Source organism: Shewanella zhangzhouensis, assembly GCF_019457615.1.
Taxonomy (GTDB): Bacteria; Pseudomonadota; Gammaproteobacteria; order Enterobacterales; family Shewanellaceae; genus Shewanella; species Shewanella zhangzhouensis.
Genome location: NZ_CP080414.1, coordinates 3,574,313 through 3,588,615 on the forward strand (window position 1 = coordinate 3,574,313; position 14,303 = coordinate 3,588,615).

Here is a 14,303-nt window from a genome sequence, read left to right on the forward strand (position 1 = left end):
TTGCGAGCCCTCGATTGGGTCAGCCATTAGACGCTGCGGGTGGCGATAGAGGGTGAAATCGCCGCCGCCCTTCTGGCGGGAATAATCACTGCTATGGTGGTTACCACAAACAGCAGCACCACAGTTACCGCGGGATATTGCCAGGCAAGGGCATCCAGGCTGAAGAAGTCCATCAGCTGACGGCTGAGCTCGAAGGCAAGCAGCGAGCCAACCAGCGCCCCGATGCCGAGGAGTAGATAGTTTTCGGTGAGAAACCATCCCAAAATGTTGCCGCGGGTTGCCCCCAGCGCCCTGCGGGTGCCTATTTGTTTGGTACGGCGCTCGATATTGAACATCACCATACCCGATAGCCCCAACGCCGTGATAGCCAGCAACAGCACTATCATGGCTCCCAGCACAAAGGCCATCATGGCGTGCTGGGCATAAGCGGACTCCCGGTATTGGGCGATGCTCTTGAAGGAGAAGAGCACCCTGCGGGGATCGTCGCGGTGAAGCACCTCTTTAATGGCATCGGTCAGGCGCGCATGATCTACCGCCTCGGCCCGCACCACCATAGTGTTGAACTGGCCGGTTCCATTCATATTCACATTGACCAGAACACTGTTTTCCACTTCATCGTCATTGACCCAGGCGCTTTGGAGCTTGTCCACCACCCCCACTATGGTAAAGGCCGTAATACCCCCCTCATACACCCGTTTTCCAATGGGGCTCTCATCGCCAAAAGCCGCCTTGGCATAGGCCTTGGTGACAATTACCTCACGGGGTACTTCGGTGTCGTTCAGCCCCTCGGCGATACGCCCGGGGATAAAGTTGCGCCCCTCAATCAGCTTCAGGCCAAAGGTTTCGAGCAGGTTTTCATCGCCCATGTAAACCGCCATGCCGGGCAGGCTTTTGGCAGTGTCGGGGTCAGGACCATCCACAAAACCTGAGCGCCAGCCGCTGCTGCCCAAGGGCAGCATGTTGGCGGGCGCCACGGTTTTAACACCCGGCAAGGCGCGCAGCAGCTCCAAATCCCGGCGGCTGCGTTCTTTCAAATCCACCCCGTCGCCAAAGTTATACAGTTTGAAACTTAACACCTCGGCTTCGGCAACCCCGGAGTCACGCTCCATCAGCCCAAGACGTTGATGAATAATAAAGGCAGCGTTGGCCACTATGGCCACCGACAATATGATTTGCAGCAGCAGGAGTACCGGTGCACTGCGGCTTCGCAGCATGGCGCTCAAAATCGGTTTAATCGCAGACATGGCAAACTTCCTTATTGGCTCTTGAGGTAAACACTGGGCTTGGTTTTGCAAATAACCCAGGCCGGATACATACCCGCCAGGATGGCGGAACCGATGGCGATACCCGGCGCAATAAACCAGATGCTTGGGTCAAGCCTGGTCAGGGCGTCATCGAGGGCGAAACGGCTAGCCAGGTAGTGCAACGCCCCCCAGGCCCACAACAGCCCAAAACAACCACCGAGCATGCCAACCAGTCCTACCTCCACCAGGTGCTGGGCGAAAATCTGCCGCTTGCTGGCACCGATGGCACGGCGCACACCCACTTCGGGGGCCCGTTTAAGGAATTTGCTGAGCATCAGTCCAAGGATGTTGACCAGACACACCAGCAAAAACAGCAGACTTAGGCCAATCAGGATCTGGTTATCTTCGGGCACGACCTTGTTGTCTTTGAGGTGATTGGCCACGTCATTAAGCCTTACCCAGCTGCTGCGGCTCATGTCGGTAAAGCGACCCAGTTGCTGCTGGCTGTCGACATAACCGTCCAGGAAATTGCGATAGTTCTCCAATTCGGCCGGTGTGTTGAGCTCAGCCCAAAACTGGATCCACACCTTCTCAGTGTTGAAGAGATCGCCGTCCTCGTATTTCCAGCCGCTGACATTCCCCCAGGGGTCATACTTTTCTTGTTCAACCAATGAGAAGGGAATAAACAGTTTTTCGGTGTCGTTGGTAGGGCCATTGTGGAGATCATAAAACTTGGGCAGTACCCGCCAGTCGTCAATGACGCCAACGACGCGAAACGGCTTGTTATCCAGATACACCACTTCGCCAACGCTGTTTTTCCCCTGAAACAGGGCATCGTTAATGGTTTTTCCAATCACCACCACCCGGGCAGGTTCGCTGTCAGCCCCCGCCTCCCAGGGACCACCAAATAAAAAGGGCACAGAGAACATGGCAAAAAAGTCGCGGTCGGTCGCCCGCACGTGTTCCAGCTTGGGCTCGACCTCCGGGTTGGTGGAGGTCAACGCCATACCGGTGGCAATCATGGCCGCCTTTCTGGGCGCTGCGTCAGACTTTCGCAGGTTCATCACGTCCTGAAAGCTGAGGTTCACCGCAAACTCATCCCAGCTGTCCGGCCCCTGGCTCCACAGGTTGACCGAATACAGCTTATCGCTGCGATCGCCGGCGGGGTTATTCGCCATCAGCTGGTGCACGTTGAGCGTCATGATGGTGATGCCGATACCAATAGAGATGGCAAACACCATCAAGAGCGACATCATGGGTGTCTTGCGAATTGAGCGCCAGGCGAGATCCAAATAGTGACTGAACATGACGCCCCCTTAACCGTTAACCACGGCGCGGCTGGTGAGGAAATCACACACCTGACCATCCACAATCTGAATGTTACGCTCAGCGCGGCGGGCCAGCTCGCCATCGTGGGTCACCATGATGATGGTGGTGCCCTTGCGGTTAATGTCTTCCAACAGTTCCATCACCTGCCGGGCCATCAGGGAGTCAAGATTCCCCGTGGGTTCATCCGCCAGCAAAAAACGGGGCTCACCGGCCAAAGCGCGCGCAATGGCCACCCGCTGCTGCTGACCACCGGACAGCTGCGATGGCAGATGCTTTTGTCGTGCCGCCAGCCCCACCTGGGACAGCGCCTCTTCCACCCGGCGCTTGCGCTCGGTGCTGCCAAAACCACGGTAACGCAGGGGCAGCTCGACGTTTTCGGCCAGGTTTAAATCCGGAATCAGGTTAAAGCCTTGAAAAATGAAGCCGATTTTCTGATTTCGCACTCTGGCTGCCGCACTGTCACTGAGGTTGGCCACGTTCTCACCATCGAGCCAGTATTCGCCGCCGGAGGCATTTTCCAGCAAGCCGGCAATGTTCAAAAAGGTGGTTTTCCCTGAGCCTGAAGGTCCGGTCACGGCCACAAATTCCCCTTCGGCCACCTCCAGGTTAAAGTCCCGCAGCGCATGGGTCTCCACCAGTTCTGTGCGGAACAATTTATTGATATTCTTCATGGTTAACATGGTTCGCTTCCTTACTCGTTAATCTATTTATTCGGGTTGCCGCATCAGCGCAGCAACATCAGTCCCAGCGCCGGATTGGTGGCGAGCCACTGCGAGGCCATGGCAAGGGCCAACATCAACAGTGCAATCATCCAACCCAGGCGTCTTTGTTTCATTTCAGATGGCTCAATAGAGGCTGACATGCTCGGCCTGCTTCATCTTGTCGCTGCCGGAGATAATCCACTCATCACCGACCTGGCCACCGTCCAGCACCTGCACCTGGCTGACACTGCGGGCGCCAAGCTTGATGGGGGTGCGACTGGCGATATCGCCTTCGATACGGTAGACATGGTTACCGCCATCGCTGACAAAGCTGCCACGGCGTACCATGAGTACATTTTCTAAATTTTCCAGAAGGATACGGGCACTGAGCCGCTGATTTTGCCTGAGCTTCAGCCCCTCGGCGTTATCAAAGCGTACCCGGGTGAGGACTTCGCCGCGGCTCACTTCCGGTGAGATAGAAGCGAGAGTACCTGTGGTTTTAACGCCGCCCAGGTCCAGCTCTACCGCCATACCGAGCCCCAACTCGTCGGCGTAGGATTCAGACACGGCCAATTCGGCTTCAAAGGCACTCAGGTCAACCACAGTCAGAATTGCCTGGCCGCGGCTTAAGCGGGCTTTTTGTTCGGTAAGCCAGTTACCGATAATGCCATCCACGGGTGCGGTCACTTCCAGAGCAGCCACCTGACGGCGCAGGTCATCCACCACCAGCTGTTGCCGTTTGAGTTCCAGCGCCTTGTTTTTAAGCTCGAAGGCCTGGGTGTCGGCCATCAGCGCCACTTCCTGCTCGGCATGGTCAAAGCGCAGCTGGGCTTTTTTGTAGTCGTCTTTTACCTTTTCAAAGTCGATACGGCTGATAAGTTCTTTGGCAATAAGCAGGTCGCCACGGCGGCTTTCACGCTCGGCGGCTTCGAGCTCTACTCTGGCGGTATCCAGCACCTGACGGGCACTGAGCTGCTCGCGGCGGGCGCTTAAGGTGGCGCGCTCCACTTCGCCTTCGAGCCCCGAAAGGCGGGCTTGTTCCTGGGCCAGCGCATTGGTGAGCAAGGGGCTGTCGACGGTAGCCAGGGCCTGACCCTGGGACACAGTATCACCGGGTTTTGCCAACAATGTGACCATGCCTTCGGCGCTGGCATACAGAATAGGCGCATTGGCCGCCACGATTTTGCCGTTGGAGATGATGTCGCGCACCAGGGTGCCGCGGGTGATGGTGGCGGTGACCAAATCGCTGCGCTTAACGGAATGCCCGGCAGAAATGCCGCTGTTGCCCATGGCCCAGGCGGCTGCGATGGCAAACAGCGCCACACCGCCTGCAATCCACCCGATACGACGATACTTGTTTGGGGCCACTACTCTGTCTTGTCCGCTGGTATCCCTGATCATGCCTTGTCCTTCGCCGGTGTGTCCGGTCTTGGGTAATGAAACGTAAGATGCAGGGAGTAAAACAAATAGCGTGCCAGAATTTATTTTTCTTTTATTTCAACAAAATAACCAAATAAGGTTTTAGGGCGTATGTCCGCGGACAATGCAAAGTGTCCGTTTTTAAAGAGTCAGTGTCCGCGCCGCTGACGCCCTGTCCGGCCAGAAAACACAGAGCCCGGACAGGGCGTGTCCGGGCTCAATCGCTGCACAGCGACAACATTGTTGGCGACAATGCCTGAATTAGAACGCCTGGGCAAACAGCGTAAAGCAGCTGATCATACTCACAAACCACAGGCCGGATCGCAGCTTGTCCTGGTCGTACAGATACGCGAGGTGGTAGCCCACCCGGGCAATCACATGCACCACTGCGGCCACCTCGGCGGTGCCATTGACCTTATCTGTGGCCATCACTACCAGGGCCGCCAGGCCAAAAATCAACAAAGATTCGAAGGCGTTTTGATGGCCAGCCAGCGCTCTGGCGCCAAAACCCTCGAGCCTGGCCTGCTGGCTGCGGGGATGGTGATTGTCGTAGCCACCCATTTTGGCCATAGCCACGGCAACAGGCCCCTTGGCCAGATAAGGCAGTAACATGGAAATCAATAAACACACGAGCAAGGTTGTCATGTAAGCTCCCGCTTAAAATATGAAGAAGGTTTCATTTGTCATCGATGATTTAGCCAGCTAAAAACAAAGGCTTCAAGGGAATATTCAGGAGTCGGACCATGCATGCCATCTTCGTCCATGGATTGGGTCGTACCCCAGTGTCCGGGTTTCCGATGCTCGCCACCTTACGGCGGGCAGGTATTCGCTGCCGGACCCTCGGCTATCTGGCCGCCATGGAGCCTGTGGATGCAATCGTCAGGCGCCTTGGTAAACACATAGCCCGGCTGCCTGCCGATGAGCCCTACATACTCATAGGTCATTCACTGGGCGGGGTTATCATCCGCACGCTGCTGAGCGCTTCAACGCCACCAGCCCGGTTGCCTGCTCATGTCTTTTTGCTCGGCTCACCGGTGCAACCGGCAAGGCTTGCCATAAAGCTTAAAACCAATCCGCTGTTCAAATTATTCAGTGGCGACGCCGGGCAACTGCTTGGCAGCGCGCCGCGCATGGCGGCCATTGGCGAGCCCACCTCAGCGGGCATCCGCTGCACTGTTATCAAAGGCACTGGGGGAATGCCCACCGGCACCAAGGGCAGCAAACTGCCACCCTTCTACGGTGAAGAAAACGACGGTGTGGTTGCCCTTTCCGAAGTCACCGCGCCCTGGCAGTGCAATAATCCTCTGTGTGAGCGGGTTTCACTGCCATTGCCCCACACTCTGCTGCCATCAAGCCCTGCCGTGGGAAGGCTCATCGCAGCGCGGCTGCAAAGCAAAGGCTTGATAACTTAGCGTTCATCACCATCAGCATTCAGCACAGCTGTACCTGGGTAATAACGATGGGCGGCACAAACAAGAATGCCACCTAAGCTAACCTGTTTGCTCCGGTGGCACTCTGGTGGTTCAGGGCATGCGACTATGAACGGGCTATCATGTCGCAGGCAGCTTTTGCCTCGGCGACATTCTTCGCCTCTTTACCTTGCATATCCAATTTAAAATCGAAATAGAGATGCTGAACGGCCGGCATCTTTTCAGAGTTGTGCGCTGCAGGAGCCCAATCCCATTTACCGATGGCATTCACCATGCTGTCAACGAACAGGTCTTCGGGATAGGAGTTTTTTATCTGATAACCATCAACTTTGCCTTCGGCATTGATGGATACCACCATCTGAACACAGCCATTTTGGCTTAAACGCACGGCTTCCCGTGGATAGCTTGGAGACACTATCTTGGTGGCATTCCAATAAGAACCGCGCTCATCTCTTTCCACGGAGAGGTCTTTATATCCCGGCTTATAGGGATTGGTATCCAATGTTTGACAGCCAGCCAGTACCAAGAGTCCAACGCCAAGCAAATAGTTTTTGTGCATATGCCAACTTCCTTGTTTTGGAGAAAATTAAAAACTGGCTAAAAGTTAACAGGTTAAGCACAAAATAACAACAACCATTCACACTTGTTACCGGTTAGAACGGCTGATAAGTGTCTAATTTATCGGTGGCAATTCACTCAACGCTCGACACCTTGCCTAATTACTTCGTCAGATAAAATCATTCAGTCACAACCACTGTTCGCCTCGCCAGCACTGTGCGCGGTCCAACACAGTAGATGTGATCAATTGTGAACAGCAGAAGCGATCAATTGCGTCAGTGCCGCCACCTGGCGGCACTGCCCCAAACTGCCCGCCCTGCTGGCAAACGCTGATCACTTCTACCGGCAAGCACTGCCCAGGCTGCTGGTAGAATTGCCCGGTTTCAGGCAAGAAAAAGCCCCAGCGGAATGGGGCTGATTGGGCTAGTGTTATACCCATCCGAGAAGTTTAATACTGTTATATTTTCATTTTACTTTCTCAAAATAATAGATAGGGTCATTTAACAAAATTTCACTTGGAATAGCTGAATAAGGGTATTTGGTTTTAGAAAACACCCCTTTTAATTGAACATATTTACTCAAATGCTCATCAAAATTTTCTATGCGTGAGTCACCGACCACAATATTAATACTATTTACAGTTGAATCTATGTCAAAAAAATCTCGACTCAAATACAGTTTATATGAATTATTTGAATAACCTAGCACTCCATGCACAATGACATTTCTCTTGTCAAATCTATCTGGCGACGCAATTAACTCAACCATTGAAACTATGCAAGCCTCATGCTTAAACTTGAAGCAATCAGCAGCATACGTAGACAATGAAACAAAAAATAAAAAAACAGCAAAAATAACTCTACTCATATCATTGCCTCACATGCTCGTAGACAACCGTTGGTTGTCTTGTCAGGAAAATTATACCTTTGTATATCATAGGAAGATATATAAATTGAAATGTGATTGTTACGACTAAATATCTTATCGCCATCCGAGATCACGTGTTCCGTACGTACCATGCGTATGAGTCTCTGCTATCCTCGTTTCACTTGCCAAAACAGTTTCTTTCATGTTTTTTCGTATGACTCATAGCCAACACGTTCACCTAGACAATCCGTTATTACACCAATTATTCTAACTCGTCCTGTTTTACTATCCACAAATATATTGACGGCAAGTTCACCCTTATATTTATTGGAAATTGGATTGTTTGCATCAGAAAAAGCTTTAACAGCTTCTTGCTCTGCATTTTCTCCAATAAAATCTCTAGCAAAATAATTTGCTTCCCATGCATTTTTTGCATCCCGATTTATTAAAGTCTTCTTCAAAGTAGCCACTGCATAATTTTTTGCAGTAAAAAAAGCCCTCCTTATTAGTAGAACCTTTTCCCCCATCCTGCTTCGCATTCGCCTTCATACTACCAACTTCAGAGAGAATACTACTTGCCAACGATGTACCGGTTGCCTGCGCTGTTTTAGCACCATTGACTATAGTACTAGCCACTGCCTGCTGTTGCTTGGCAGTCCCTCCAGTAAGATGCACCTTCATTGTGCCATTATCTACTGAAGTCTCCACTTTAACGTCCGACTTACAAATGTCTGAACCCGTCTCTGCAGTGCAATACCCCGTCGGATCCGTGCCCGCCAGCGGGTTGTTCATGATGTACGAATAGGGGTTAATGCTCTGGGTGCTGGTCGGACTCTGGATCAGCGGGTCCACCGACATGAAGCGCCCGAGGTTGTAATCGTACACCCGGCCGTTCATATGAACCGGAACATGGATAAGACCCCTCAGTCCCTACTGACGCGCCTTATCCAACGCCTGACAGAGCACCTCCACACCATCAATTGCCCTTGGGCCGGCGCGGTGCAGCAGATCAGCATCGAGGGCATAGATGTGCCCCTTGGCGACCGCAGGTACCTCTGGCCACTGCTGCCAGTCAATGCCGTTGATATTGCCCTCATCCTGGCTGCGTAAAATCACCTCGGGCTTTTTCAGCAGTACCGTTTCTATGCTGACCTGAGGGTAGTCGCCCTGAGTGTCCAGAAACACGTTTTCACCATGGCAGGTTTGAATAATCTGCTCAATCCAGCTGCCCTTTCCGACCGTCATCAAAGGTTGTGACCAGAGCTGATAAAACAGCCGGACTTTGGGCTTGGCAGCATACTCCTGACGTAACGCAGCGAGCCGTGCAAGATAGTCATCGGCTACCTGCTGCGCCTGCGCCTCTCTGCCGGTTAATTTGCCCAGAGCAATCAGCTCTTGCCCCACTTGTTCCAGGGTCTTGGGATTGCTGTGGAACAGGGTAAAGCCAAACTTCTTCAGCATCTCCAGGTCTTCGGCGCGATTGCCCCCTTCCCAGGTCACAATCAAATCCGGTTTCAGTGCCAACACCTGCTCCATCTGAATACCGTAGTAGCCGCCGATGCGGGGAATGGCTTTGGCCGCTTCGGGGTAATCGGCATGATCCGTCGTGGCAAGAATGGCATCACCGGCGCCAATGGCGTAGAGCATTTCCACCGAATGGGGAGAAAGCGCAATAATGCGCTCGGCGCGCCTCGCTTCAGCCAGGGCAAGCTGAGGAGTCAGTGCCAGCAACACTATAAAATACGACAGGATTTTCAACGGCTTCTCCAATTTTTATCATCCTTGGGCTTGGCCCAGCACTATAGCCCAAAGCACACAGGTGGCATAGTCCGCCAAAGGTGGATACCACAGAAGCAGGGATAATTCCCTTCCCGCCTTGCCCTTTGAGACCGCGATACTTAAAATCTGCCCACCCTCACAGCAGAAGAACACCCTATGACTCATTTGACTCTCACCCGCCCCGATGACTGGCATATTCACCTGCGCGACGGCGACTCCCTTGCCGACACAGTGCGCGACGCCGGTCGTTACATGGGCCGCGCCATCGTGATGCCCAATCTGGTGCCGCCTGTGACCAATACAGAAGCCGCGATTGCCTACTACGAACGCATCAAGGCCCACAGCAGCACCGCCTTTGAACCCTTAATGGTGCTGTATCTCACCGACAAGACCAGCCCGGATGAAATCCGCGCCGCCAAGGCCTCCGGCAAGGTGGTTGCCGCCAAGCTGTATCCTGCGGGAGCTACCACCAACTCTGATTCCGGCGTGACCGACGTCAAGAACATCTATGGCGTGCTCAAGGCCATGGAAGAAGAAGGTTTACTGCTGCTGGTACACGGTGAAGTCACTGATTCTGCAATCGATATCTTCGACCGTGAGCGCATCTTTATTGAAAACATCCTCTCCAAAGTGGTGGCAGACTTCCCCGGCCTCAAGATAGTGCTGGAGCACATCACCACCAAGGATGCAGTGGATTTCGTGATGTCCGCCGGTGATAACGTCGCCGCCACCATCACAGCCCATCACCTGCTGTATAACCGCAACCACATGCTGGCCGGCGGTATTCGCCCGCACTTCTACTGTCTGCCCATCCTTAAGCGCAATACCCACCAGCAGGCACTGTTGGCAGCGGCCACCAGCGGCAGCAAGAAGTTTTTCCTTGGCACCGATTCGGCGCCACACGCCAAAGACAAAAAAGAAGCCGCCTGTGGCTGCGCCGGTTCCTACACTGCCCACGCGGCACTGGAACTGTATGCTGAAGCCTTTGAGGCTGAAGGCGCACTGGACAAGCTGGAAGCCTTTGCCAGCTTCAATGGCCCGGACTTCTATGGCCTGCCCCGCAATGCCGACACTGTCACCCTGGTGAAAAGCCCCTGGCAGGTGCCCGAGTCTTATCCCCTCGGCAGCACCACTGTGGTGCCTATCCGCGCCGGTGAAATCATTGGCTGGAAAGTCGAAGACTGAGCCCATGGCCGCCTGAGCAGAAAAAAGCCGCGATAACGCGGCTTTTTTATTGTCTGGATTGGAGCTTGGGCTTAACAACGGGAATGTCAGTAAGCTTTTACACAATTGCGTCCGTCGGCTTTGGCACGGTACAGGGCTTCGTCCGCCGCTTCAAACAGGGCAAAGCCGCTCAGATGCTGCTTTGCGTCAAATTCACTGCATCCGATACTCACGGTAAGCCCAACCCCCTCTTTAGTGTCCCTCACCACCTTTTCACGGATCCGCTCGGCCAACTGCATGGCCTCCCCCGCACTCGTTTCAGGCAGGATAAGGGCAAATTCTTCACCGCCGTAGCGACAGGCCATACCGGGCTTTTGCACTGTGCCAGCCAGTATATCTGCCACCAACTGTAACGCCTTGTCTCCCTCGGCATGGCCGCGACTGTCATTGAATTGCTTGAAGTAATCAATATCCAGCACCAGAAGCGACAGTGGCTGATGGCGGCGACAGGCTTTTAAATACTCCTGCTGCAATTGCTCATCAAAGAATCGCCTGTTGTAGAGGCCGGTCAGTACATCGATATGATTGCGCCGCTTGATATCCTGCATGCGACTGCCGAGGGCCAGACTCAGGAGCACCATCTCCACCAGAGAACCCAGCTGGAACGCATTTTGTGTAAAAGCGTTATGGGGCAGTACGCCAAAGCTTTTCAGCATGTAGACAAAGGCTCCAAGCAGCAATGCACTGAAGGCAACCAGGTAAAAGCGCGCCGGACGCGATCCTTTCATCAGCGCCATCACACCTACCACCAGCAGTTGAATGCAGATAAAGGTGGTCAGTACCGACAGCATCAACACTACATGATGGTAACTCAGTATCGGCGCCAATATGAGGCCGAGCATGCAGCCCCACTCCACCCTCGCCGCCAGCTTGTCTGCGCCGGGCAGGAGCTGGGCCAGACTGAGGATTTCCCGGGTAAATCTCAGTGCGCCAAACAGCGACAGGGCGAGCAGCAGCAACAAGCTCTTATTGGCCATCCAACTGCTTTCAGGCCACAAATACTGGAAACTCAGGCCATTGTGCACCGACATGTAGAGGCCATAGCTGAGCACATAGAGCACGTAGAAAATAAATGCCCGCTCACGCACGGTAAGGAAAATAATCAGGTTGTACACCAGCAGCACGATAAAGCCGCCGTAGTAAATACCAAGGGACAGGTATTCCCAGGTCACCTGGCTGATAAGCTCGCTCGGCGCATAGAGCGCAAGACCAATATTGAGTGAACCCTGGGTTTCAAAACGCAGATACAGGGTTTGGGTTTCGCCGGGCGCCAGGGTCAGCGGAAATACAAAGGTGCGTAAATCCAGTGCGCGACTGTGGAACTCGTGTCTGTCACCAGTGGCAGTATGACGCCACCCCTCGGCAGTGGGTTGCCACAGGTCGAGAAAATCAATCAATGGATAATCCTGGCGCAGATAAAAATGCCGTGCCTCGGCAGCCGGATTATGCACGCTGACCCTGACCCACCAGGTTGACGGACTGAAACCGAAATTGGCTGAACCTTTCAGGGGCGTAAACTGATGCTGCGTTGTAGCTTGCCTGACTTCATCAAAGCTAAGCTGCCCCTTGGGGTCTTCCAGCAGGCTTAAATAAGGGGTTAGGGGTAAAAGCGCCGGACCCGCTTCGGCAACCCCGGGAGGTTGTGCGCTGGGTGTATGTGACTCAACCTGTGAGGATGCGGCATAAAGAGCACCGCTGAACGCTGGCAAACATGCCAGCAAAATAAATAAGAAACGTATCATAGGATCTCGGGGCGGCGGTTTTGTATGCCTCAGTCAGTTCCATCTACGCTGTCCGTTGACGTTTAATTTTTCTGTGCCGCGCCAACCTCACTATAACACCTACGGCAAAATAACACTCCTGCAACAACCGTTTTTTACCTTTTCAGTGCTTTCGCCTGCCTCAAAAATCAGCGCTCGATAGCAATCTCACACCAATTCCCTTAGACCCACGGGAAACCCAGCCAAAACCGCACTGCAGGTCAGCTGTGGTTCAGCTCATTCTGCTACCCTGCGCGGGTGATGGTTTACCGCGGCGCAGAGCTGAGATTCCGCCGACAAAGATGGGGTAAAAAATGAGATTGCTGTTAAGTACGGTTTTGGCCTTGGTTCTGGTAAGCGGTTGTACCAGTAAGCCCGTACTGGACCTCGATGATTTGCTGGTACCCGTGAGTCGCTCCGGTGCCACCATGCCACTGGAAAAGGTGGAGCAAAGCATTCTGACCGCCACCCGCAAACGGGGCTGGGTCTCACGGGTGGTGAAGCCCGGCCTGATTGAAGCCCAGATATCCGTGCGAAGCCACGGCGCCAATGTGCTCATTCCCTTCAACCAGCACAGCTATTCCATCCATTACAAAGACAGCGCCAATCTGGACTTTGATGAAGGCAGTATCCACAGAAACTACAACAAGTGGGTTCACAACCTGTCCAAGAGCATCCGAGTGGAGCTGCAAAGCAACAGTCAGCGTCTCTGAAGGGGATGGATAAAAAAAGGAAGCCAGATGCTTCCTTTTTTAATGGGCGTTGAACCAGCCGTTGTCAGGGAGGGGTTTGCTCCGTCGATTCGCTCTCGTCGGGCTCATCGTTTGCCTGCACTTCCACCACCACCTTTTGCACCAGTTTCACCCGGCCGCTTTGCACCAGGGCTTCCCGCAGCACATACTCCATCTGCGCATTCAGGCTTCTCAGCTCATCATCGGCCCAGCGCTGCATGGCCGCGAGGACATCGGCATTGATCCTTAATGGGTAAGCCTTTTTGGTCATAAGCGCCTCAGTACAGGGAACCCGTGTTCACAACAGGCTGAGTACTCTTATCACCACACAGCACCACCAACAGATTACTCACCATCACCGCCTTGCGCTCTTCATCCAGTTCTACCACGTTCTGGGCTTTTAACCGTTCCAGCGCCATTTCCACCATGCCCACGGCACCTTCGACGATTTTGGCTCGTGCGGCGATGATGGCGGTGGCCTGCTGACGCTGCAACATGGCACTGGCAATTTCCTGGGCATAGGCCAGGTGGCTGATTCGGGCTTCCAGTACAGTAACCCCGGCGCGGCCAAGACGTTCCTGAATTTCCTGCTTGAGTTTATCGGCGATGGCCTGGGGATGACTTCTCAGTGCCACTTCGCTCTCATCCTGGGGATCGTATGCGTAGCTGCTGGCCATGTTGCGAAGCGCCGCTTCACTTTGAATAGAGACATAGCTTTCGTAATCATCCACTTCAAACACGGCCTCGGCACTGTCGGTAACAGACCAGACGACTATGGTGGCAATTTCGATGGGATTACCCAGGTTGTCGTTCACCTTGATTTTTGCGCTCTCAAAGTTACGGATACGCAGGGATATGGTGCGTTTGGCAAACAGCGGTATGGTCCAGCGCAGCCCTGTGTTTCTCACCGAGCCCACGTAGCTGCCGAACAGTGTCAGCACCTTGGCCTGATTGGGCTGCACCATAAAAAAGCCAGGCCAGCAAAGGGCGGTCAACACATTACCTATCACGCCACCATATTGAGAGGTGGTGGCCATCATGGCAAAAAACACCAGATGCAGAGCAATAAGCACCACAAACACCAGATAGCCACTGAGGGAAAATCCACGTTTTTCTTGTACCATGACTCACTCCAATTGATATCAGTTTGATATCAAATTAAGAACCGGTTAAAAAAAGATCAACAGGTATTTTGTAAATCTTGTGTCAGATGTGCGCGAAACAAGAGTGCAAAAAAGAGGTTCACCCCTGCCACAACGAT

At 53.5% G+C, this 14,303-nt stretch carries 16 protein-coding genes and 1 pseudogene; 3 read left to right on the forward strand and 14 right to left on the reverse strand.

The genetic code is table 11. The features are described 5' to 3' along the window. Window positions 1-26 precede the first annotated feature (26 nt). The 6 genes from K0H63_RS15735 to K0H63_RS15760 all read right to left on the reverse strand — a co-directional run bounded on the left by K0H63_RS15735 (window position 27) and on the right by K0H63_RS15760 (window position 5,338). On the reverse strand, window positions 27-1,244 hold the full coding sequence (locus K0H63_RS15735) for an FtsX-like permease family protein (protein ID WP_220065492.1): 1,218 nt from the start codon (window positions 1,242-1,244) through the stop codon (window positions 27-29). A gap of 11 nt (window positions 1,245-1,255) precedes the next feature. Beyond that, window positions 1,256-2,551 carry an ABC transporter permease gene (locus K0H63_RS15740; protein WP_220065493.1) on the reverse strand — a complete coding sequence of 432 codons (1,296 nt, stop codon included), beginning with the start codon at window positions 2,549-2,551 and terminating at the stop codon, window positions 1,256-1,258. Window positions 2,552-2,560: 9 nt separating this feature from the next. Continuing rightward, the gene (locus K0H63_RS15745; protein ID WP_220065494.1) at window positions 2,561-3,253 is read right to left on the reverse strand and encodes an ABC transporter ATP-binding protein; all 693 of its coding nucleotides are present in this window, start codon (window positions 3,251-3,253) and stop codon (window positions 2,561-2,563) included. A gap of 44 nt (window positions 3,254-3,297) precedes the next feature. Beyond that, window positions 3,298-3,435: a hypothetical protein gene (locus tag K0H63_RS15750; protein ID WP_157608342.1), complete on the reverse strand. Its 138-nt coding sequence runs from the start codon at window positions 3,433-3,435 to the stop codon at window positions 3,298-3,300. After that, complete coding sequence (locus tag K0H63_RS15755; protein ID WP_220065495.1) at window positions 3,419-4,675, reverse strand: efflux RND transporter periplasmic adaptor subunit; 1,257 nt, start codon at window positions 4,673-4,675, stop codon at window positions 3,419-3,421. Before K0H63_RS15755 ends, K0H63_RS15750 begins: the two co-directional genes overlap by 17 nt. Before the next feature lie 279 nt (window positions 4,676-4,954). Next, entirely contained in the window at window positions 4,955-5,338 is a 384-nt protein-coding gene (locus tag K0H63_RS15760) for an MAPEG family protein (RefSeq protein WP_220065496.1), read from the reverse strand. Between the two features lie 98 nt (window positions 5,339-5,436). Here K0H63_RS15760 and K0H63_RS15765 point away from each other — a divergent pair, with 98 nt between their 5' ends. Further along, complete coding sequence (locus K0H63_RS15765; protein WP_220065497.1) at window positions 5,437-6,105, forward strand: esterase/lipase family protein; 669 nt, start codon at window positions 5,437-5,439, stop codon at window positions 6,103-6,105. Window positions 6,106-6,229: 124 nt separating this feature from the next. On the opposite strand, the gene K0H63_RS15770 is transcribed toward K0H63_RS15765, so the two are convergent. The 5 genes and pseudogenes from K0H63_RS15770 to K0H63_RS15790 form a co-directional block, all read right to left on the reverse strand. Continuing rightward, a complete protein-coding gene (locus K0H63_RS15770; RefSeq protein ID WP_220065498.1) occupies window positions 6,230-6,682 on the reverse strand; it encodes an energy transducer TonB in 453 nt (150 codons plus the stop codon). Between the two features lie 464 nt (window positions 6,683-7,146). After that, window positions 7,147-7,548: a hypothetical protein gene (locus tag K0H63_RS15775; RefSeq protein WP_220065499.1), complete on the reverse strand. Its 402-nt coding sequence runs from the start codon at window positions 7,546-7,548 to the stop codon at window positions 7,147-7,149. Between the two features lie 200 nt (window positions 7,549-7,748). After that, window positions 7,749-8,087, reverse strand: a complete 339-nt coding sequence (locus tag K0H63_RS15780) for a hypothetical protein (RefSeq protein WP_220065500.1) — start codon at window positions 8,085-8,087, stop codon at window positions 7,749-7,751. A gap of 277 nt (window positions 8,088-8,364) precedes the next feature. Continuing rightward, window positions 8,365-8,445, reverse strand: a pseudogene (locus tag K0H63_RS20225) (RHS repeat-associated core domain-containing protein); the annotation flags it as partial. 33 nt (window positions 8,446-8,478) lie between these two features. Then, entirely contained in the window at window positions 8,479-9,306 is an 828-nt protein-coding gene (locus tag K0H63_RS15790) for a cobalamin-binding protein (RefSeq protein WP_220065501.1), read from the reverse strand. A 177-nt stretch (window positions 9,307-9,483) separates the two neighbouring features. Here K0H63_RS15790 and pyrC point away from each other — a divergent pair, with 177 nt between their 5' ends. After that, window positions 9,484-10,512 carry a dihydroorotase gene (gene pyrC / locus K0H63_RS15795; protein WP_220065502.1) on the forward strand — a complete coding sequence of 343 codons (1,029 nt, stop codon included), beginning with the start codon at window positions 9,484-9,486 and terminating at the stop codon, window positions 10,510-10,512. Window positions 10,513-10,598: 86 nt separating this feature from the next. On the opposite strand, the gene K0H63_RS15800 is transcribed toward pyrC, so the two are convergent. Then, window positions 10,599-12,293, reverse strand: a complete 1,695-nt coding sequence (locus K0H63_RS15800; protein ID WP_220065503.1) for a diguanylate cyclase — start codon at window positions 12,291-12,293, stop codon at window positions 10,599-10,601. A 332-nt stretch (window positions 12,294-12,625) separates the two neighbouring features. On the opposite strand from K0H63_RS15800, the gene K0H63_RS15805 reads away from it, so the two are divergent. Beyond that, complete coding sequence (locus K0H63_RS15805; protein WP_220065504.1) at window positions 12,626-13,024, forward strand: hypothetical protein; 399 nt, start codon at window positions 12,626-12,628, stop codon at window positions 13,022-13,024. A 64-nt stretch (window positions 13,025-13,088) separates the two neighbouring features. Here K0H63_RS15805 and K0H63_RS15810 read toward each other — a convergent pair whose 3' ends face one another. Next, complete coding sequence (locus K0H63_RS15810) at window positions 13,089-13,313, reverse strand: type II toxin-antitoxin system antitoxin (protein ID WP_220065505.1); 225 nt, start codon at window positions 13,311-13,313, stop codon at window positions 13,089-13,091. 7 nt (window positions 13,314-13,320) lie between these two features. Then, a complete protein-coding gene (locus K0H63_RS15815) occupies window positions 13,321-14,166 on the reverse strand; it encodes an SPFH domain-containing protein (protein WP_220065506.1) in 846 nt (281 codons plus the stop codon). Window positions 14,167-14,303 lie beyond the last annotated feature (137 nt).